This window comes from Methylobacterium nonmethylotrophicum (assembly GCF_004745635.1).
Lineage (GTDB): Bacteria > Pseudomonadota > Alphaproteobacteria > Rhizobiales > Beijerinckiaceae > Methylobacterium > Methylobacterium nonmethylotrophicum.
The window spans coordinates 1-17,793 of the sequence record NZ_SRLB01000042.1 but is presented as its reverse complement, the minus strand read 5'-3'; the positions used below and the strand labels follow the sequence as shown (position 1 = coordinate 17,793).

Below are 17,793 nucleotides of genomic sequence, written 5' to 3'. Positions count from 1 at the left end.
TCTCCCCTCCACGACGAAGCGCCGGGGCCGGACCCCTCCGGCCCCATGCCGGCATGAGCGTCGTCATCCTGGGCGGCGCGGGCTTCGTCGGGCTCAACCTCGCCCGCGCCTTCCTCGACCGGGGCCTCGCCGTCCGGCTCCTCGACCGGGCCGCGCCCCCGCCGCCGCTGATGCGGGCGCTCTCCGCCGCGCCCGGCCGCCTCGCCCTCGTTCTCGGCGACGTGACCGACCCGGCCTGCCTGTCCGCGGCGATCGCGCCGGGCACCGACGCGGTGGTGATGGCCGCCGCGGTCACGGCGGATGCCGCCCGCGAGGCCCGGGACCCGGGCCCGATCCTCGCCGTCAACCTCACGGCCATGGTGCCGGTGCTCGAGGCCTGCCGCCGGGCCGGGGTGCGCCGGGTGGTGAACCTGTCCTCCGCGGCGGCCTACGGGGCCGCGCCCGGAGAGATCCTGTGCGAGGACGGACCGGCGCTCCCCGAAAGCCTCTACGCCGTCACCAAGTTCGCGTCCGAACGGGTGCTGGCCCGGCTCTGCGGCCATTGGGGGCTCGACGGGCTCAGCGTGCGGCTGAGCGCGGTGTTCGGCCCGTTCGAGCGCGACACGGGCTTGCGCGACACCCTGAGCCCGCAAGCGCAGATCTGGCGGGCGGCGCAGGCCGGCACCCCGGCCCTGCTGCCGCGGCCCGGACGGCGCGACTGGCTCTACGCCCCCGACGCTGCCGAGGCGGTGGTGCGGCTCGTGATGGCGGAGCGCCCGGCGCACCGGCTCTACAACGTGTCGAGCCCCGCCGCGTGGCCGGTCCTGGCCTGGGGGGAGCGGCTGGCCCGGAACCCCGCCCTGGCGCGGCCCGGCTTCGTCTGCCGCCTCGCCGAACCGGGCGAGGCCCCGACGATCGCGCTGCACGGCGATCACGACCGGCCGCCGCTCTCCACCGCGCGGCTTCGGGACGAGTTCGGCTGGGAGGCGGCGCACGGCCTCGACGCGTCGGCGGACGCCTTCATGGCTTGGCAGGATCTCTGGCAGGATCTCTGGCAGGATCGGTCGCGGGAGGAGGCTCGGTGAGGCTCGACGGCAAGGTGGCGGTGGTGACGGGGGGCGGCTCGGGGATCGGCGCCGCGACGGCGCGGCTCCTCGCCGAGGCCGGCGCCCGGGTGGCGGTGATCGACCGCGACGGCCCGGCGGCCGGGGCGGTGGCGGCGGAGACGGAAGGCCTTGCCCGCGTCTCGGATGTCGGCGCGCCCGAGGCGGTCGCGGCGGACGCCGCGGCGATCGTGGACGCCTTCGGCGGCATCGACGTGCTGGTGACGGCGGCGGGCTTCTCGGTCGGCGGCACCGTCGAGACCACCTCCCCGTCCGACTGGGACGCGGTGTTTCGCGCCCATGTCGGCGGCACCTGGCTCTGGGCGCGCGAGGCGGTGCCGTCGATGCGGGCCCGCGGCGGCGGGTCGATCGTCACGATTGCCTCGCAGCTGGCGCTCGCCGGCGGGCGGGGCAACAGCGCCTACATCGCCGCCAAGGGCGCGGTGCTCAGCCTCACCCGCACCATGGCGCTCGACTTTGCGGGCGATCGCATCCGCGTCAACGCCGTGGTGCCGGGCGCGATCGAGACGCCGCTTCTGGCCCGCAGCTTCAAGCGCGCCGCCGACCCGGCGGCCGCCCGCGCCGCCTCCCAGGCCCGCCACGCGATGAAGCGCCTCGGGCAGCCGGAGGAGGTCGCCCGCGCCATCCTCTACCTCGCGAGCGACGCCGCCTCCTTCACCACCGGCGCGGCCCTGCCGGTGGAGGGCGGCTGGCTCTCGGCCTGAAGGATCGTGATGTCCCTCGACGCCCTCCACGCCCGCGTCCGCGACGAGATCGCCCGCACCGCCCATCCCCGCGCGCCCTGGCTCACGCCCCGGCCCGGCCCTGACGGAAACCCTGCCTACGACGTGATCGTGGTCGGGGCCGGGCAGTCGGGCCTGGCGGTCGCCTTCGGGCTGATGCGCGCCCAGGTCACCAACATCCTGGTGCTCGACCGGGCGCCGGCGGGGCTGGAGGGCCCCTGGCTCACCTATGCCCGGATGCGCACCCTGCGCAGCCCGAAGGACTTCACCGGGCCCGATCTCGGCCTGCCGGCCCTGACCTACCAGTCCTGGCACGAGGCCCGCTACGGCGCCGCGAGCTGGGAGGCCCTCGACCTGATCCCGCGGGAGGACTGGGCGGCCTACCTGGCCTTCGTGCGGGACGCGACGGGCGTGCCCGTTCTCAACGAGGTGACGGTCACCGGCATCGCCCCGGCGGGCGGGCTCCTCGCCGTCGCGGCGGCGGACGGCACGGTGCGCCACGCCCGCAAGGTCGTGCTCGCCACCGGCCAGGAGGGGGCCGGGCGCTGGGCCCTGCCGGAGGCGCTGGCCGACCTGCCGGCCGACCGCGTCGCCCGCACCGACGACGCGGTCGATTTCGCGGGTCTGGCGGGGAAGCGCGTCGCCGTGATCGGCGCCGGCGCCTCGGCCTTCGACAATGCGGCGACGGCGCTGGAGGCCGGCGCCGCCGAGGTCACGCTGCTGTGCCGGCGCCCCGAGGCGCAGGTGGTGCAGCCCTATCGCTGGCTCACCTTCGCGGGCTTCCTGCGCCATCTCGGCGACCTCGACGACGCCTGGCGCTGGCGCTTCATGAGCGCCGTGATGGGCCTGCGCGAGGGTTTTCCGCAGGCGACATGGGACCGCTGCGCCCGCCATCCGAACTTTCACTTCCGGCCCGGCGCGCCCATCCGCGCCGCCCGGATGCGCGACGGCGCGGTCGCCCTCGACACGCCGCGGGGCGCGATCGCCGCCGATTTCGTCATCGCCGCCACCGGAATCGTCATCGACTACACGGCGCGGCCCGAATTGTTAGCGTTTGCCCACAACATCGCCACCTGGGGCGACCGCTACACGCCGCCGCCCGAGGAGCGCGACGCGCGGCTGTCGGCCTATCCGTATCTCGGCGACGACTACGCGCTCGCCGAGCGCGAGCCGGGCCTGACGCCGTGGATCCAGGACATCCACCTGTTCGGCATCGCCTCGACCCTGAGCCACGGCCCCTCCGGCTCGTCGATCAACGCCATGACGACCGCGGTGCCGCGCCTCGTCTCCGGAATCACCCGCGGGCTGTTCACCGCCGACCTCGACCGGCTCTGGGCCGATTTCCGGGCCTACGACGTGCCTCAGGCGGTCCTGCGCTGACGGGGGCCGAGCGAGGCCCTTGCCCCGGAACCGTCCCTGGTCTGGAATGGGCCTTGCTGGAACGCCCCTTGCTAGCCGCGGGCGGACCAGATGCAGGAAGGGATCGGCGTGACGAAGACCAGCATTCGGACGGGCGGACGGGCGGCGGCGCTCGCCTCCGCCTTCTTGGCTGCCTCCTTGGCCGCCTTCGTCGTGACGGGCCCGGCCCGGGCCCAGAGCCGGGCCGAGACCCTGCGCTACGTCACGGGCGCGGCGGTCAACACCCTCGACCCGACCATGCCGGGCACCACCCGCGAGGCCTTCGCGATCAGCCTGTCGACCTACGACCGCCTCGTCAGCTTCGGGCGCAAGAAGCTCGGCGACAACTGGGTGTTCGACCTCGATTCGATCCGCGGCGAGCTCGCCGAGCGCTACGAGGTCAGCCCCGACGGCCTGACCCTCACCTTCTTTCTCCGCAAGGACGCCAAGTTCCAGGACGGCACCCCGGTCACGGCCGACGACGTGAAGTGGTCGCTCGACCGCGCCGTCTCGGCCAAGTCGCTCGCCGGGCCGCAGCTCCTCACCGGCTCGCTGACCAGCCCCGACCAGTTCACGGTGGTCGATCCCCACACCTTCAAGGTCACGCTGCCGAAGCCCGACCGGCTGGCCCTGCCGAACCTCGCCACCGTCTACGCCATCGTCATCAACTCCAAGGTCGCCAAGTCCCACGCCACGCCCGAGGATCCCTGGGCGCAGACCTGGCTCAAGGATCACGCCGTCGGCAGCGGCGCCTACAGCGTCGACGTGTTCAAGCCCGGCGAGCAGGTGGTCCTCAAGCGGAACCCCGACTGGATCGGGGCGGCGCCGGACAAGCCCGCCGGCTTCAAGCGCATCATCGCCCAGACCATTCCCGATCCGGCGACCCGCGCGAACCTCGTCGAGAAGGGCGACGCCGACATCGTCATCGACCTGCAGGCCAACGACGCGCTCGCGCTCAAGGAGCGGGCCAAGCTGAAGGTCATCGCCACGCCGCAATTCAACGCGCTGACGCTGATCTCCTTCAACACGCGGATGCCGCCCTTCGACAAGGTCGAGGTGCGCCAGGCGCTGGCCTACGCCCTGCCCTACGACGCGATGTTCAAGGCCGCCCTGTTCGGCCGCGGCAAGCCGCTCTTCGGCGCGACCTGGGGCGAGGGCGACCCGCAGCCGGCCTTCCCCGTCGCCCAGCCGGTGACCCTCGACCTCGCCAAGGCCAAGGCGCTGCTCGCCAAGGCCGGCCTGCCGGACGGGTTCTCGACCACCTTCAGCTTCAATGTCGGCCAGGCCGCCACGGCCGAGCCGATGGCCGCTCTGATCCGCGAGTCGCTGGAAAAGATCGGCGTCAAGGTCGAGATCCAGAAACTGCCCGACGCGCAGATGTCGACGCAAGTGAGCGAGAAGAAGCTGCCGTTCTTCACCGAAGGCATCGTCGCCTGGCTGCCCTCGCCGGATTACTTCTACCGCAACTTCTACACCGGCAACCAGCGCTGGAACTACAGCTCGATCGACGATCCCGAGATCAACGAGCTTGCCGCCAAGGCCCGGTTCGAGCGCGATCCGGCGAAGTACGACGACGAGGCCCGCGCCCTCAACAAGCGCCACTTCGCCCTGATGCCGCAGATCCCGATCTGGCAGCCGAACCAGGACGCCGTGATGGCCCAATCCGTCGAGGGCTACACCTACCAGTTCCACCGCCAGGTCGATTACCGCGACCTGTCGCGCAAAGCCGCAGAGAAGTAGGCGCGGATGGCCTCCGCCACCGGCATCGCCCGGCGCACCGGGCGGCGCTTCCTGTCGTCGCTGCCGGCTCTCCTGGGCGTCCTGGTCTTCACCTTCCTGCTGATGCGGGTGCTGCCCGGCGACCCGGCGGTGTTCTTCGCCTCAGGGCCCAATGCCGGCAAGGCGGAGATCGAGGAGATCCGCCGCCAGATGGGCCTCGACAAGCCGGTGCCGGAGCAGCTGGTGCGCTACCTCGGCGACGTGGCCCGCGGGCAGCTCGGCCGCTCGATGACGACCGGCCAGCCGGTGCTGACGGATCTCCGCCAGCGCCTGCCGGCCTCGCTCGAACTGACCGTCACGGCGCTCCTCATCGCCCTCCTGCTGGCGATCCCCCTCGGGATCGCGGCGGCGCTCCGGCCCGGCTCGCTCGTCGACCACGCCGTGCGCTTCCTGTGTGCGCTCGGGGTCTGCGTCCCGACCTTCGTGTCGGGCCTGCTGCTGATCTACGTGTTCTACTACCTGCTCGGCGTCGCGCCCGATCCGACCGGCCGCGTCGACGTCTTCGCGGCGAGCCCGCCGGACATCACCGGCTTCCTGCTGATCGACTTCCTCCTCGTCGGCGATGGGGAGGGCTGGCGCGCGGCGGCCGGCCAGCTCGTGCTGCCGGCGCTCACCATGGCGCTGTTCGTGCTGGCGCCGCTCGCCCGCATCACCCGGGCGGCGATGCTGAGCGTGCTCGGCAGCGACTTCATCCGGACCGCCCGCTCCCTCGGCCTGCCGCGCCGGCGGGTGATCGTCACTTATGCGCTGCGCAACGCGATCCTGCCGGTCCTCACCATCGCGGGCATCGTCTTCTCCACCATGCTCGGGGCCAACGTGCTGGTGGAGAAGGTGTTTTCCTGGCCTGGGGTCGCCTCCTACGCCCTCGACGCGCTGCTCGCCTCGGACTACGCGCCGGTCCAGGGCTTCGTGCTCCTGATGGCGAGCCTGTTCGTCATCGTGAACCTCACGGTCGATGTGCTCTACGGCCTCGCCGACCCGCGCGTCTCGATCGAGTAGCCGCGATGAACGCCGTCACCCCTGCCCTCAGCCCCCCGCCCAGCACCTTGCGCCATGCAGGCTACGTCCTGCGCGAGAACCCGCTCACGGCGATCGCCGCCGCCGGCGCGACGCTGCTCTGCCTCGTCGCCGTCTTCAGCCCCTGGCTCGTTCCCTACGACCCCGTCGCCTCCGACGTGACGGTGGCGCTGCAGCCGCCGAGCGCCGCGCACTGGGCCGGCACCGACCAGCTCGGCCGCGACGTGCTCAGCCGCATCATCGCGGCGACGCGGCTCGATCTCGCCATCGCGCTCTCGGCGGTCAGCCTGTCCTTCATCCTCGGCGCGGTGATCGGGGGGGTGAGCGGCTATGCCGGCGGCCGGCTCGACCGGGTGGTCGGGCGCCTCGTCGACGTGCTGATGGCCTTCCCGCTCTTCGTGCTGGCGATGGCCCTGGTGGCGGCTCTGGGCAACCGGGTCGAGAACATCGTCATCGCCACCGCGATCATCAACCTGCCGTTCTACATCCGCTTCGCCCGGGCCGAGGTGAACGTGCGGCGCGACGCCGGCTACGTCGAGGCGGCGCGGGCCGGGGGCGAGGGCCATCTCGCGGTGGTCCTGCGCTTCCTCCTCCCCAACGTCCTGCCCGCCATGGCGGTGCAGATCTCGCTCAACCTCGGCTGGGCGATCCTCAATGCCGCCGGCCTCTCCTTCATCGGCCTCGGCGTGCGCCCGCCGACGCCGGAATGGGGGATTCTCGTCGCCGAAGGCGCGCGCTTCATCACCACCGGCAAGTGGTGGCTCGTCGCCTTCCCGGGCCTCGCCCTGATGCTGGCGGTTCTGTGCTTCAACCTGCTCGGCGACGGGTTGCGCGACATCCTCGATCCCCGGATGCGGACCTGATGCAGCCCTCCCCCCTGCTGTCGATCGAGGATCTCCGGGTCACCTTCGCGACCCGCCGCGGCCCGGTCGAGGCCCTGCGCGGCGTCTCCCTCGCGGTGGCGCCGGGCGAGAGCCTGGGCCTCGTCGGCGAATCGGGCTCCGGCAAGTCCGTCACCGCCTTCGCGGCGGCGCGCCTCCTCGACCGGGCCGGGCGCATCACCGGCGGCCGGGTGCGCTTCCGCGGCCAGGACGTCACCCGGCTCTCGGCAGCGGACCTGCGGGCGGCGCACGGGTCGGCCATCGGCATGATCTTCCAGAACCCGAGGGCCGCCCTCAACCCGATCCGCACCATCGGCCGCCAGCTCGCCGACGTGCTGACGGCCGGCGGCCTGCCGAAGGGCCAGGCGCGGGAGCGGGCGCTCGAGAGCCTGGAGGCGGTGCGCATCCGCGACGCGGCGCGGCGCCTCGACGCCTACCCGCACGAGCTCTCCGGCGGGATGTGCCAGCGGGTGATGATCGCCCTGGCGCTGGCCTGCCGCCCGGCGCTCCTCATCGCCGACGAGCCGACCACCGGCCTCGACGTGACGACCCAGAAGACCGTGATGGACCTCGTCGCCCGGCTCACCGCCGAGCGCGGCATGGCGATGATCCTGATCACCCACGACCTCGGCCTGGCCGCCCAGTATTGCGGCCGCATCGCCGTGATGGAGCAGGGCCGCCTCGTCGAGGAGGGCGAGCCGGGCACGCTGTTCTCGTCCCCCCGCCACCCCTACACCAAGCGCCTCGTCGCCGCCTCGCCGACCCCGACCTCGACGCTTGCCGACCTGGCGCCGGAGGGCGGCCGGCCGCCCTCCGCGCCCCGCCCGGCGCCGCCCCCCGGCACGCCGCCCCTTCTCGAGGTGCAGGGACTGGGCAAGGCGTTCGGGGGCGCCATGGCGGTCGAGGACGTGTCCTTCGCCTTGCGGGAGGGCGAGAGCCTCGGCCTCGTCGGCGAATCGGGCTCGGGCAAGAGCACGACCTCGCGGATGATCTGCCGCCTCCTCGATGCGAGCGCCGGGAGCATCCTGTTCGACGGCGAGTCGATCGGCACGATCCCGGCGCGCGACTTCCACCGCTCGCCCCACCGGCGCGCGATCCAGATCGTCTTCCAGGACCCGACCGACAGCCTCAACCCGCGCTTCTCGGCCTTCGACTGCATCGCCCATCCGCTGAAGCGCCTGACGCCGCTCCGCGGCGAGGCTCTGCGGCTGCGGGTGATCGAGAGCGCCGAGCGGGCCGGCCTCCCGGCGTCTCTCCTCGACCGGTTCCCGCACCAGCTCTCCGGCGGCCAGAAGGCCCGCATCGGCATCGCCCGGGCGATCGCCGTGAAGCCCCGGCTCCTGGTGCTCGACGAGCCGACCGCGGCCCTCGACGTCTCGGTCCAGGCCGGGGTCCTTCGCCTCCTCGACGACCTGCGCCGCGAGGACGGCCTCGCCTTCCTGTTCGTGAGCCACGACCTCAACGTGGTGCGGATGATGTGCGAGCGCACGATCGTGCTGCAGGGCGGGCGGGTGGTCGAGGAGGGCGTCAGCCGCGACCTCTTCCGGGCGCCGCGCACCGCCTACACCCGGGACTTGCTGGCGGCGATCCCGCATTTCCGGCCGGGCGCGCCGCGGGGGCTCGCGGCCGCGGAGCCGGCGGCGTGAGGCCTCCGGATTCCTTCCCTCCAACCCACGACCTCATCCTGAGGTGCTGGCGATCGGAGATCGCACGCGATCGAAGATCGCTGGGCCTCGAAGGGGGGCTCCAAGTATCGCACAGACTCCTGGAGCCCTCCTTCGAGGCCCGCTTTGCGGGCACCTCAGGATGAGGTCGTGGAGTGGACAAGCGTCCTGTTCACAGAGGCAAGGCGCAGTTTGTCACGTCGAATACAGTCAGTGGGACATCTCCGATGCGCGTGATCCGTACCGCCGCCGCCCAGCTCGGGCCGATCCAGAAGGCCGAGGACCGCGACAGCGTCGTCGCCCGCATGATCGCCCTGATGGACGAGGCGAAACGCCAGGACGCCGACCTGATCGTCTATCCGGAACTCGCGCTCACCACCTTCTTCCCGCGTTGGTACCACGCGGACCGGGCCGAGGCCGACCACTGGTTCGAGCGCGAGATGCCGGGGCCGGCCACCGCCCCGCTCTTCGCCCGGGCGCGACAGCACGGCATGGCGCTCTCGTTCGGCTATGCGGAACTCACCCCCGAGGGCCGGCACTTCAACACCTCGATCCTGGTCGACCGCGACGGAACGATCGTCGGGAAGTACCGCAAGGTCCACCTTCCCGGCCATGACGAGTTCGACCCCGCGCGCTCGCACCAGCACCTCGAGAAGCGCTACTTCGAGCCCGGCGACCTCGGCTTCCCGGTCTGGCGGATGCTCGGCGGGATCCTCGGCATGTGCATCTGCAACGACCGGCGCTGGCCCGAGACCTACCGGGTCATGGGCCTGCAGGGCGTCGAGATGGTGGTGCTCGGCTTCAACACCCCCTCGGTGAACGCGCAGCGCGGCGCCGAAGGCCTGGAGGACCGCCTCTTCCACCACCGGCTCTCGGTCCAGGCCGGCGCCTACCAGAACGCCACCTGGGTGGTGGCGGTGGCCAAGGCCGGCGACGAGGACGGCCATCCGCTGATGGGCGGCACCCTGATCTGCGATCCCAACGGGAAGATCGTGGCGGAACTCCCCGGCGAGGCCGACGGGGTGATCGTCGTCCCGTGCGACCTCGACGAGACCCGGTTCGGCAAGGAGACGATCTTCGACTTCGCCCGCCACCGCCGACCCGAGCATTACGGCCGCATCGTATCCCAGACCGGCGCGGTGCTGCCCGAGTGATGTCAGGCGACCGCCACGATCCCGATCGCCATCGCCACCGCGGCCTGGGTCGGGTCGATGACCGGGATGCCGAGCTCCTGCTCCAGGCCGCGCCGATGAACCGCCATGCCGGCGCAGCCCATCACGATCACTCCCGCCCCGTCCCGGTCGCGCAGGTCGCGGCCGACGGCGATCATCCGGGCGAGCGTATCCGTGCCGCTCGCGGTCTCGGCGACCGTCATCTCGAGCGCCCGCTCACCCGCCAGCCGCTCGCTCACGCCCATCTGGCGCAGGGCCCGCAGGTGGCGCGGGATCGAGCGGCTCGCCACCGCGATGACGCCGAACCGGTCGGCCCGGGCGAGCGCGGTGAGGATGCCGCACTCGGCGATGCCGAGCACCGGCCGGTCGGTCGCCTCGCGGCAGACGTGCAATCCCGGATCGGAGTAGCAGGCGATGACGTAGGCGTCCGCCGCCTCGCGCCGCACGAGATCGCGCAGGGGCAGGGCCACCTGCTCGACATCGGCCTGCGACTGGATGCCGAACGGCCCCTCCGCCAGGGTCCGGCACGCGATGGCGATGCCGGGGCGCGCGAGCGGCGCCAGGGCGCCGTCGAGGCCGCGTGTGACGGTCTCGTTCGAGTTCGGGTTGATGACGAGGATGCGCCGGTCGGCCGCCATGGGGATCTCCTGGTGTGTCGGGCCTTGAGGATTGCAAGTTTCGGGCGCGGAAGCGGTCACGGCCCGGCCGCGGACAGGAGCTCGGCCTCGATGAAGGAGGCGCGCGACATGCCCCGGGCTTCGGCGGCCGCGTCGGTCCGGCGCAGCAGGGTCGCATCGATCATGAGGTCGAGGCGCACCCTCATATCCGGCGCCGGATCCGGCGCGATGATCTGGACCAGGCCGCCATCCAGCATCGCCATGGCCTCGGGATCGGCCGAGAATTCGGCAAAGCTGCGTGGAGCAGGAATTGAGTCTCCATCTGCGCGCATCACGGCGGGATGGCCGGACAAAGCCTCCCGCCCGCCCTCGATGGCGGCCTCGAAGGTCTTCCCGCCCGACACGCAGCCCGGCAGGTCCGGAAAGGTGACGCCCCATTCGGGACCACCCTCGGGAGGATGCAGGAACGCGATGTAATGCATGACACTGTCCTCATCCGGCCGGATTCGCTGGGCGCGTCAGGCGCCCTGAAGACCTGCCGCCTTCCGGATCGACTTCACGGTCTTGGGATGCCTGTCCTTCTTGGGATGTGGCACCGTCACCTTTCCTGGCTTCGTCGGGTGTTTGAAGTGGCGATGACTGCCGGTGGTGGAATGCCAGGACCAGCCGTCCCGCTCCCGTTCGCCGATCAGATCCCCGGAATCCATCGGCAGTCCCGCATCCCGCGAGGCCCGAACATGACACGAGCGGGCAGTCCACCGGAAGGGCCATGGCCCCTCGTCTCCTCTTTCTCTCAAATCGGAGCGTGACGCGTATGTCCGAATCCAGAGACCCGAACCAACCCGCCTTCGACACCGTGATCCGCGGCGGCACCGTCGCCACGGCGAGCGACGTCTTCTCCGCCGATATCGGCATTCGCGACGGGAGGATCACGGCCCTCGGCCTCGGGCTCGCTCCCGGGCGGCGCGAGATCGACGCCAGGGCCAAGCTGGTGCTGCCGGGCGGGGTCGACAGCCACGCCCATATCGAGCAGCTCTCGGCCTCGGGGCTCATGAACGCCGATACCTGGGAGAGCGCCACCCGCTCGGCGGCCCTCGGCGGGACCACGAGCGTCATCGCCTTCGCGGCGCAGCATGTCGGCATGGATCTCGCTCAGGTGGTCGAGGACTATACGGGCCTCGCGGCGCGCGGCGCAGTGATCGACTACGCCTTCCACCTCATCGTCGCCGACGCGACCGAGAAGACCCTGAGCCGGGACATCCCGGCCCTCGTGCGGTCCGGGCACACCTCGCTCAAGGCGTTCATGACCTATGACCGCCTGCGGCTCGCCGACGAGGCCCTGCTCGACCTGATGGCGGCGGCCAAGGAATCCGGGGCCCTCGTCTGCGTCCACGCCGAGAACCACGGCCTCATCGCCTTCGCGAGCCGGCAGCTCCTCAAGGAGGGCAAGACGGCGCCGAAATACCACGCCGCGAGCCATCCGCGCCTGTCGGAATCGGAGGCGTTCGAGCGGGTGGTGCGGTTCTCGCAGTTCCTCGACCAGCCGGTGATGATCTTCCACGTTTCGACCGAGGAAGGCGCCGCGATCCTGCGCCGGGCCCGCGGCGAGGGCGCCAAGGTCTATGCGGAGACCTGCCCGCAATACCTCTTCCTCACCGAATCCGACCTCGACCGGCCAGGCCTGGAAGGGGCGAAGTGGATGTGCTCGCCGCCCCTGCGGGAGGCCCGCGACCAGGAGGCCCTGTGGCGCGCCCTCGACCTCGGCGACCTTCAGACCGTCTCCTCGGACCACGCCCCCTACCGCTACGACGAGACCGGCAAGCTCAAGGCCGGCCCGGGCGCGACCTTCAAGGAGATCGCCAACGGCATGCCGGGCCTGCAGATGCGCCTGCCTCTCCTGTTCGACGCGATGGTGTCGGGCGGGCGGCTCGGCCTGCAAAAATTCGTCGAGATCACCGCGACGGCGCCGGCCCGGATCTACGGGTTGACGGCCAAGGGCTCGGTGGCGGTGGGCCAGGATGCCGACCTCTGTGTCTGGGATCCGTCCAGGCGCGTGACGCTCTCGGACGCGATGGTCGAGGACCGCACCGGCTTCACGCCCTATGCCGGGCGCACGGTGACCGGCTGGCCGGAGACCGTTCTGTGCCGGGGCCGGGTCATCGCCGAGGGCGGGACGGTGACGGCGCAGGCCGGAAGCGGCGCGCCGATCCGGCGGGGCTGAGGAACATCGGCCGGGCCTCCCGGTTGCGCCAGCGGGGACGGATACTCCCCCCTGGCAAGGAGGCCCGCATGACCGACCTGCAGAACGCTGTCGTGGTGCTCACCGGCGCCTCGAGCGGCATCGGCCGCGCCGCCGCCCTCGCCTTTGCCCGCCGGGGCGCCCGGCTGGTCCTGGCGGCGCGCCGCCGGGACGCGCTCGACGAGGTCGCGCAGGCCTGCCGGCGGGCGGGCGCCGAGGTGATCGTGGTGCCGACCGACGTCACCGACCCGGGCGCGGTGCAGGCCCTCGCGGATGCGGCGGAGCGGGACTTCGGCCGGATCGACGTCTGGATCAACAATGCCGGCACCGGGGTGTTCGGGCCCTACCAGGACGCGCCCCTCGACCTCCACCGCCTGACGGTCGCCGTGAACCTGTTGGGGGGCATGCACGGCGCCTACGCGGCGCTTCCGGTGTTTTTACGCCAGGGCCACGGCACGCTGATCACCAACATCTCGCTGGGCGGCTGGGCACCGGCGCCGTTCGCGGCGGCCTACACGGCGAGCAAGTTCGGGCTTCGCGGCTTCACCGCCGCCCTGCGCCAGGAACTGCGCCGGCATCGTCGCATCCATGTCTGCTCGGTCTTCCCGGCGATGGTCGATACGCCCGGGCTCGATCACGGCGCCAACGTCTCGGGCAAGCGGATCGATGCCGGCCCGTTCGTGTATGCGCCGGAGGACGTGGCCGAGACCTTCGTGCATGTCGCCCGCCATCCCCACGACGAGGTCGCGGTCGGCTGGCCGGCCCGGGCGGCGCAGGCGGCCTACGCGCTGGCACCCGGCCCGACCGAGCACCTGATGGGGATCGCGATCCACCGCGCCCTCGACCGCGCGCGCCCGGCGCCCAGGACCCACGGCGCGCTGCGGGTGCCCCTCGACGACGAGAGGCGCACGAGCGGCGGCTGGCGCGACCGCCACGGCGTGCCCTCGGCCCGGCGCCTCAGCGCCGGCCTCGGCGTCGCCCTCGGGGCCGGCGCCCTGCTGCTCGCCGCGACGGCGGCCGTGAGGGCCCGGTCGCGTTAGGCCCCCTCGCGCGGGCTCAGGCGAGACGCAGCAGCAGCGCCAGGGCGGCGACGACCAGCACCGCGAAGGTCGCCAGGATGCCGCCGCCGCGGCAGGCAAATTGCCTGGCTGAGTTCGCCGGCGCCGTCATGCCGAACGGGTGCAGCACCCGGCCGACCAGCAGCACGACGAGCAGGCCGTGCACCAGGACACGGCTCGCCCCCTGCGCCTCGAGCAGGCCGACGAGGAGCAGAATCAACGGGACGTACTCGGCGAAGTTCGCCTGGGACCGCGCCCGGTGCAGCAGCACGGCGTCGCCGCCGTCGCCGTGCAGCACGTTGGCGGAGAGCCGCCGGGCCATCACCCACGCCGAGAGGCCGGCGAAGAGGAGCGCCAGCACGGCCCCATAGGCCGCGGTCAGGGACGGAAACACCATGGCATGGCTCCTTCAGGTGCGGGCCAGTTCTTGTCGCGTCGGTTCTTTTCGATGTGGTTCATGGATCGGGCAACCATGATGCTCGGCCTGGAAATGCGGTCGGGCGCGGGCCGACGGCGCGCGCGCATCCGCACGATCGCCTCGCGCGATCCGATGGATCGGCTGCCGTGCGCCGTCGCCACGGAACCGCCGGGCAGCCGCGCGCTTGGTGGCGCGAGCCCGCCCGTCGTTGAAGGAACCGCCCCATGAGGATCCTCGCATGAGCATCACCGGGAGCATCGCCGGCGCCCTCGGCCTGACCCCGGCCCGCAAGGTGCGCTACGCCTTCGTGGGCCTGGGCGACATCGCCCAGGAGGCGATGCTGCCGGGCGTGGCCCATACCGGCAATTCCGAGGTGGCGGCCCTGGTGACGAGCGATCCTGCGAAGGCCCGGGCCCTCGGGGAGCGCTATGGCGTCGCCGCGACCTATTGCTACGAGCAGTTCGACGTCCTGCTGCGCTCGGGCACGGTCGACGCGCTCTATCTCGCGACGCCCAACTGGCGCCACGCCGACTTCGCCGTCCCGGCCCTGCGGGCGGGCCTCCACGTCCTCGTCGAGAAGCCGCTCGAGATCTCCCTCGCCCAGTGCCGGGTGATCCTCGACGCTGCCCGCGCCTCGCGCGCTCGGCTGATGGTGGCCTACCGGCTGCACTTCGAGCCGGCGACCCTGGCGACCCTCGACCTCGTGCGCTCCGGCCGGCTCGGCGAGATCCTGGCCTTCACCTCGACCTTCACCCAGAGGGTCGCGCCCGACAACCACCGGGCGCGGAGCGGCGTGGCGGCGGGCCCCGTCTTCGACATGGGCCCCTACCCGGTCAACGCCGCCCGCGCGGTGTTCGGGGCTGAGCCGACCGAGGTGGTCTCGGCGCTGGGCTTTCGCCACCCGGATTCCGGCCTCGGCGACTTCGACGACACGGTGGCGGTGACGCTGCGTTTTCCCGGGGACCGCCTGGCGCAGTTCGTCCTGTCCTATGTCGGCAATACGCGCGACACCTATACGATCGCCGGTACCGAGGGCAGCGTCACGGTCGATCCTGCTTTTCTGTACGGCAAGCCGCTCGAGCAGGTCACGGTTCTGGGCGAGGAGCGCAGCCACGCACGGTTCAAGAACACCGATCATTTCGGCGGCGAGCTGAAGTATTTCTCGGACTGCATCCTGGCGGAGCGCGATCCGGAACCGGACGGCGAGGAGGGATATGCCGACGTCCGGGTGCTCGACGGCATCGTGCGGGCGCTCGAGACCGGAGGGTCGGTGACGCTCGAACCCTTCGCCCGCGCGAGGCGGATCGACACCCGGGCGCAGGAGCAGACCCTGTCGGCCGTCGCCTCGCCGCCGCTCGTCAACGCGTCGAATCCAGGCCTCGGCAAGGACCGGGTGCCGAAGAACTGACTGTCTTCGCGGCCGGACCTCTCGTCGAGTTCTTTAGAAGAATCGTCTCACACAATCGGAAAATGCAGCAAAATTGTTCCAAGCGTCCCTGTCTCTTTGGGAGCCGCGTTCATTGACGGTCACGCTGGTGCCGGCTTGAATGTGCGGGAGGGGCACCCCGCCCGGTCTGGAGAGACTCCGCCTCGCGCTGAGCCCTTCCGACCATGCCGCGGGCGCCGCTCGCCGAGGAGCCACATCCATGCCGGCCGCCGTCAAATCCCGTACCCTGATCGACCGCGGCCGCTCCGTCGCCTGGAACGCGCTGACGATCCTCGTCTTCCTGATCCTCACGGCCTATGTGGCGCGGGCGGACGGTCTGGTGCTCGCCTGCGTCTCGCATTGAGCGGGTGTCACGCGCCGCTCGACGCCATGCTTCCCCGAGGAGCGGCGGTGAAGCGGTGGCCAGCCTCCTTGCCGCGCAGCCGCAGGGCCCATCGCCACCAGGCGTCCGGTTCGGGCATCGTGCACGTCGCCCCGGTTGCGATGGCTGCGAGCACCCGGATCGTGCGACGGCGGAGAATCAGTTCCCGGTGCGCAAGCGGTCCAGCAGACCGGAATCGGCGTAGCCGTCCGGCACCTGCCCGGCGCCCGCCTGCCAGGCCCGGATTGCCGCGCGGGTGCGCGGGCCGATCCGCCCGTCGACGCCGCCGACCGGGTGGCCCTTCGCCTCGAGGGCGGACTGGATTTCCCGCCGCTCGTCGGTGCTGAGGGGCCGGTCGTCCCGGGGCCAGGCCTGCACGAAGCCGGGCTCGCCCCGCAGCCGGTCTGAAAGGTGCCCCACCGCGAGCGCGTACGAGAAGGCCGCGTTGTAGCCGAGCAGAACCTGGAAGTTCGGCCTCAGCAGGAAGGCGGGCCCGCGCCTCCCGGCGGGCAGCACCAGACGGGCGGTGTCCGCGTCCGTCCCGATCGCCTGCCCTCCGGCCGGTTTCACGCCGAGATCGCGCCAGGCGGAGAGCGGCCGCAACGTCGTCTCGTCGGCGAGCCGGTAATCGAAGCCTGCCGGCAGCACCACCTCGCCGCCCCAGCTCTCGCCCGGACGCCAGCCCAGGCTGCGGAGATACTGCGCCGTCGACGCGAGGGCGTCCGGCGCCGAGGCCCAGATATCGGCCCGTCCGTCGCCGTCGAAGTCGAGACCGTGGCTCAGGTAGGTCGTCGGCATGAACTGGGTGTGGCCCATCGCGCCGGCCCACGAGCCGGTCAGGCGCTCCGGGGTCGTGCGGCCGAGATCGAGGATGCGCAGGGCCGCCACCAGCTCCTCCGTCCAGGTCGAGGCCCTCGGGCCCCCGGCGCAGGCCAATGTCGCGAGCGAGCGCAGGACCGGCCGCACCTTGCGGGGATCGTCGAGGACGGCGCCGTACCCCGACTCGATGCCCCAGATCGCCACCAGCACGTGCCGGTCGACGCCGTAGGCGGACTCGATCGTCGGCAGGCTCGCCTCCGCGGCGAGCTTCGCCCGCCCGTCCGCCACCACCTCGTCCCGGACCGCAGCGTCGAGATAGGCCCAGACCGGCTTCTCGAACTCCGCCTGCCGCTGCGTCGCCGCCAGCACCTCCGGATCCGCGGCGAGCCTACCTAGCTGCGTCTCCGCCAGGGCCGGCGTCACACCCTGCTCCCGCGCCCGGGCGACGAGGCCAGGCAGGCAGGCCGAGAAGGCCGGCGGCTCCGCCGATGGCGGGACAGGATCTTGCGCCAGCGCAACCGGCGCCGCGAGCAGACACAATAGCGCGGTCGGCAGCCGCATCGGTTCAGCCTCCTCGTGATCCGACAAACAGGTTGAGACCGCGCCCGTCCGGGTCAAGCCGGAGGTTCGGGACGCACCGTCGCTGCCCGACACCGATGGTGGCCGTCATGTTGAGTCCGGGACTTGAATCCTGCGCGGCCATCCCCAGATAGGGCGAGCCGGCAGGCCGTTTCACGGCCTGCCGGCTCCCGACACCGGAGACGGTCGTGCAGGGGGACCGGAAGGTCCCCGGCGAGGCAGTCGGTTCGATCGCACACCGACCCGGTTCGGGCGTGTTGACAGGCGAGCCGGCTACCCTTAAACGACCGCTCACCGACGGGGCACCGAAACGAACGGCTCGGCCCCGAGGCACTACCCGACAGACGAGCAAGCAGAGGCCGGTCAAACCTGGCGCTGTTGTCTGTTCTCTACGGTACGAGATCTGGCCCCTGGCCCGATCAGCTCTTTGACAAGTTGATACGAGAAAGAGAAGCGTGGACGGCGTCGTCCCTGCGGGTCGGCCTTCTTGGGAGGGCCGGCTGTGAGTAGGATGATGCT

The 17,793-nt window shown here is 71.9% G+C and carries 18 protein-coding genes; 13 read left to right on the top strand and 5 right to left on the bottom strand.

The window, feature by feature from the left end; genetic code table 11:
* The first annotated feature begins 53 nt into the window (after positions 1 to 53).
* From EU555_RS31785 to EU555_RS31750, 8 genes are all read left to right on the top strand, one after another.
* The gene (locus tag EU555_RS31785) at positions 54 to 1,064 is read left to right on the top strand and encodes an NAD-dependent epimerase/dehydratase family protein (protein WP_135419338.1); all 1,011 of its coding nucleotides are present in this window, start codon (positions 54 to 56) and stop codon (positions 1,062 to 1,064) included.
* Entirely contained in the window at positions 1,061 to 1,807 is a 747-nt protein-coding gene (locus EU555_RS31780) for an SDR family oxidoreductase (RefSeq protein WP_135419337.1), read from the top strand. Before EU555_RS31785 ends, EU555_RS31780 begins: the two co-directional genes overlap by 4 nt.
* Before the next feature lie 9 nt (positions 1,808 to 1,816).
* Positions 1,817 to 3,205, top strand: a complete 1,389-nt coding sequence (locus tag EU555_RS31775) for an NAD(P)-binding domain-containing protein (protein ID WP_135419336.1) — start codon at positions 1,817 to 1,819, stop codon at positions 3,203 to 3,205.
* A 165-nt stretch (positions 3,206 to 3,370) separates the two neighbouring features.
* The gene (locus tag EU555_RS31770) at positions 3,371 to 4,963 is read left to right on the top strand and encodes an ABC transporter substrate-binding protein (RefSeq protein WP_245524593.1); all 1,593 of its coding nucleotides are present in this window, start codon (positions 3,371 to 3,373) and stop codon (positions 4,961 to 4,963) included.
* 6 nt (positions 4,964 to 4,969) lie between these two features.
* Positions 4,970 to 6,001, top strand: a complete 1,032-nt coding sequence (locus tag EU555_RS31765; RefSeq protein WP_135419334.1) for an ABC transporter permease — start codon at positions 4,970 to 4,972, stop codon at positions 5,999 to 6,001.
* A gap of 5 nt (positions 6,002 to 6,006) precedes the next feature.
* The gene (locus EU555_RS31760; protein WP_135419333.1) at positions 6,007 to 6,882 is read left to right on the top strand and encodes an ABC transporter permease; all 876 of its coding nucleotides are present in this window, start codon (positions 6,007 to 6,009) and stop codon (positions 6,880 to 6,882) included.
* Positions 6,882 to 8,546, top strand: coding sequence for a nickel ABC transporter ATP-binding protein NikE (nikE, locus tag EU555_RS31755; protein ID WP_135419332.1), 1,665 nt, complete (start codon positions 6,882 to 6,884; stop codon positions 8,544 to 8,546). The genes EU555_RS31760 and nikE overlap by 1 nt, the downstream gene beginning before the upstream one ends.
* 245 nt (positions 8,547 to 8,791) lie before the next feature.
* On the top strand, positions 8,792 to 9,718 hold the full coding sequence (locus EU555_RS31750; RefSeq protein WP_135419331.1) for an N-carbamoyl-D-amino-acid hydrolase: 927 nt from the start codon (positions 8,792 to 8,794) through the stop codon (positions 9,716 to 9,718).
* A 2-nt stretch (positions 9,719 to 9,720) separates the two neighbouring features.
* Here the strand turns inward: EU555_RS31750 and EU555_RS31745 are convergent, their stop codons facing one another.
* From EU555_RS31745 to EU555_RS31735, 3 genes are read right to left on the bottom strand one after another with little or no spacing between them, the layout of a single operon-like run.
* Positions 9,721 to 10,374: an aspartate/glutamate racemase family protein gene (locus EU555_RS31745; protein ID WP_135419330.1), complete on the bottom strand. Its 654-nt coding sequence runs from the start codon at positions 10,372 to 10,374 to the stop codon at positions 9,721 to 9,723.
* Positions 10,375 to 10,430: 56 nt separating this feature from the next.
* Positions 10,431 to 10,835 (bottom strand): type II toxin-antitoxin system HicB family antitoxin, encoded by a 405-nt coding sequence (locus EU555_RS31740; RefSeq protein ID WP_135419329.1) that lies wholly within the window; start codon positions 10,833 to 10,835, stop codon positions 10,431 to 10,433.
* Positions 10,836 to 10,871: 36 nt separating this feature from the next.
* Positions 10,872 to 11,060: a type II toxin-antitoxin system HicA family toxin gene (locus EU555_RS31735; protein ID WP_135419328.1), complete on the bottom strand. Its 189-nt coding sequence runs from the start codon at positions 11,058 to 11,060 to the stop codon at positions 10,872 to 10,874.
* A 107-nt stretch (positions 11,061 to 11,167) separates the two neighbouring features.
* Between EU555_RS31735 and hydA the strand changes: the two genes are divergently transcribed.
* Together hydA and EU555_RS31725 are read left to right on the top strand one after the other, a co-directional pair.
* Positions 11,168 to 12,574, top strand: coding sequence for a dihydropyrimidinase (hydA, locus tag EU555_RS31730; protein ID WP_135419327.1), 1,407 nt, complete (start codon positions 11,168 to 11,170; stop codon positions 12,572 to 12,574).
* Positions 12,575 to 12,642: 68 nt separating this feature from the next.
* Positions 12,643 to 13,632, top strand: a complete 990-nt coding sequence (locus EU555_RS31725) for an SDR family oxidoreductase (RefSeq protein WP_135419326.1) — start codon at positions 12,643 to 12,645, stop codon at positions 13,630 to 13,632.
* 16 nt (positions 13,633 to 13,648) lie between these two features.
* Here the strand turns inward: EU555_RS31725 and EU555_RS31720 are convergent, their stop codons facing one another.
* The gene (locus EU555_RS31720; protein WP_135419325.1) at positions 13,649 to 14,047 is read right to left on the bottom strand and encodes an MAPEG family protein; all 399 of its coding nucleotides are present in this window, start codon (positions 14,045 to 14,047) and stop codon (positions 13,649 to 13,651) included.
* Between the two features lie 75 nt (positions 14,048 to 14,122).
* On the opposite strand from EU555_RS31720, the gene EU555_RS36465 reads away from it, so the two are divergent.
* The 3 genes from EU555_RS36465 (at position 14,123) to EU555_RS36460 (ending at position 15,858) form a co-directional block, all read left to right on the top strand.
* Positions 14,123 to 14,296, top strand: a complete 174-nt coding sequence (locus EU555_RS36465) for a hypothetical protein (RefSeq protein ID WP_167858728.1) — start codon at positions 14,123 to 14,125, stop codon at positions 14,294 to 14,296.
* A 10-nt stretch (positions 14,297 to 14,306) separates the two neighbouring features.
* Positions 14,307 to 15,476 carry a Gfo/Idh/MocA family protein gene (locus EU555_RS31715; RefSeq protein ID WP_135419324.1) on the top strand — a complete coding sequence of 390 codons (1,170 nt, stop codon included), beginning with the start codon at positions 14,307 to 14,309 and terminating at the stop codon, positions 15,474 to 15,476.
* Between the two features lie 238 nt (positions 15,477 to 15,714).
* Entirely contained in the window at positions 15,715 to 15,858 is a 144-nt protein-coding gene (locus tag EU555_RS36460) for a hypothetical protein (protein WP_167858727.1), read from the top strand.
* A gap of 177 nt (positions 15,859 to 16,035) precedes the next feature.
* Here EU555_RS36460 and EU555_RS31710 read toward each other — a convergent pair whose 3' ends face one another.
* Entirely contained in the window at positions 16,036 to 17,256 is a 1,221-nt protein-coding gene (locus tag EU555_RS31710; protein ID WP_135419323.1) for a lytic murein transglycosylase, read from the bottom strand.
* Positions 17,257 to 17,793 lie beyond the last annotated feature (537 nt).

Bases quoted from the DNA above. Each gene is read 5' to 3' on its own strand.
- EU555_RS31750 (WP_135419331.1), top strand. From the start codon at position 8,792: ATGCGCGTGATCCGTACCGCCGCCGCCCAGCTCGGGCCGATCCAGAAG.
- EU555_RS31740 (WP_135419329.1), bottom strand. From the start codon at position 10,835: ATGCATTACATCGCGTTCCTGCATCCTCCCGAGGGTGGTCCCGAATGG.
- EU555_RS31765 (WP_135419334.1), top strand. From the start codon at position 4,970: ATGGCCTCCGCCACCGGCATCGCCCGGCGCACCGGGCGGCGCTTCCTG.
- EU555_RS31775 (WP_135419336.1), top strand. From the start codon at position 1,817: ATGTCCCTCGACGCCCTCCACGCCCGCGTCCGCGACGAGATCGCCCGC.
- EU555_RS31720 (WP_135419325.1), bottom strand. From the start codon at position 14,047: ATGGTGTTTCCGTCCCTGACCGCGGCCTATGGGGCCGTGCTGGCGCTC.
- EU555_RS31785 (WP_135419338.1), top strand. From the start codon at position 54: ATGAGCGTCGTCATCCTGGGCGGCGCGGGCTTCGTCGGGCTCAACCTC.
- EU555_RS31735 (WP_135419328.1), bottom strand. From the start codon at position 11,060: ATGGATTCCGGGGATCTGATCGGCGAACGGGAGCGGGACGGCTGGTCC.
- EU555_RS31760 (WP_135419333.1), top strand. From the start codon at position 6,007: ATGAACGCCGTCACCCCTGCCCTCAGCCCCCCGCCCAGCACCTTGCGC.
- EU555_RS31745 (WP_135419330.1), bottom strand. From the start codon at position 10,374: ATGGCGGCCGACCGGCGCATCCTCGTCATCAACCCGAACTCGAACGAG.
- EU555_RS31715 (WP_135419324.1), top strand. From the start codon at position 14,307: ATGAGCATCACCGGGAGCATCGCCGGCGCCCTCGGCCTGACCCCGGCC.
- EU555_RS36465 (WP_167858728.1), top strand. From the start codon at position 14,123: ATGATGCTCGGCCTGGAAATGCGGTCGGGCGCGGGCCGACGGCGCGCG.
- EU555_RS31725 (WP_135419326.1), top strand. From the start codon at position 12,643: ATGACCGACCTGCAGAACGCTGTCGTGGTGCTCACCGGCGCCTCGAGC.
- EU555_RS36460 (WP_167858727.1), top strand. From the start codon at position 15,715: ATGCCGGCCGCCGTCAAATCCCGTACCCTGATCGACCGCGGCCGCTCC.
- nikE (WP_135419332.1), top strand. From the start codon at position 6,882: ATGCAGCCCTCCCCCCTGCTGTCGATCGAGGATCTCCGGGTCACCTTC.
- EU555_RS31710 (WP_135419323.1), bottom strand. From the start codon at position 17,256: ATGCGGCTGCCGACCGCGCTATTGTGTCTGCTCGCGGCGCCGGTTGCG.
- hydA (WP_135419327.1), top strand. From the start codon at position 11,168: ATGTCCGAATCCAGAGACCCGAACCAACCCGCCTTCGACACCGTGATC.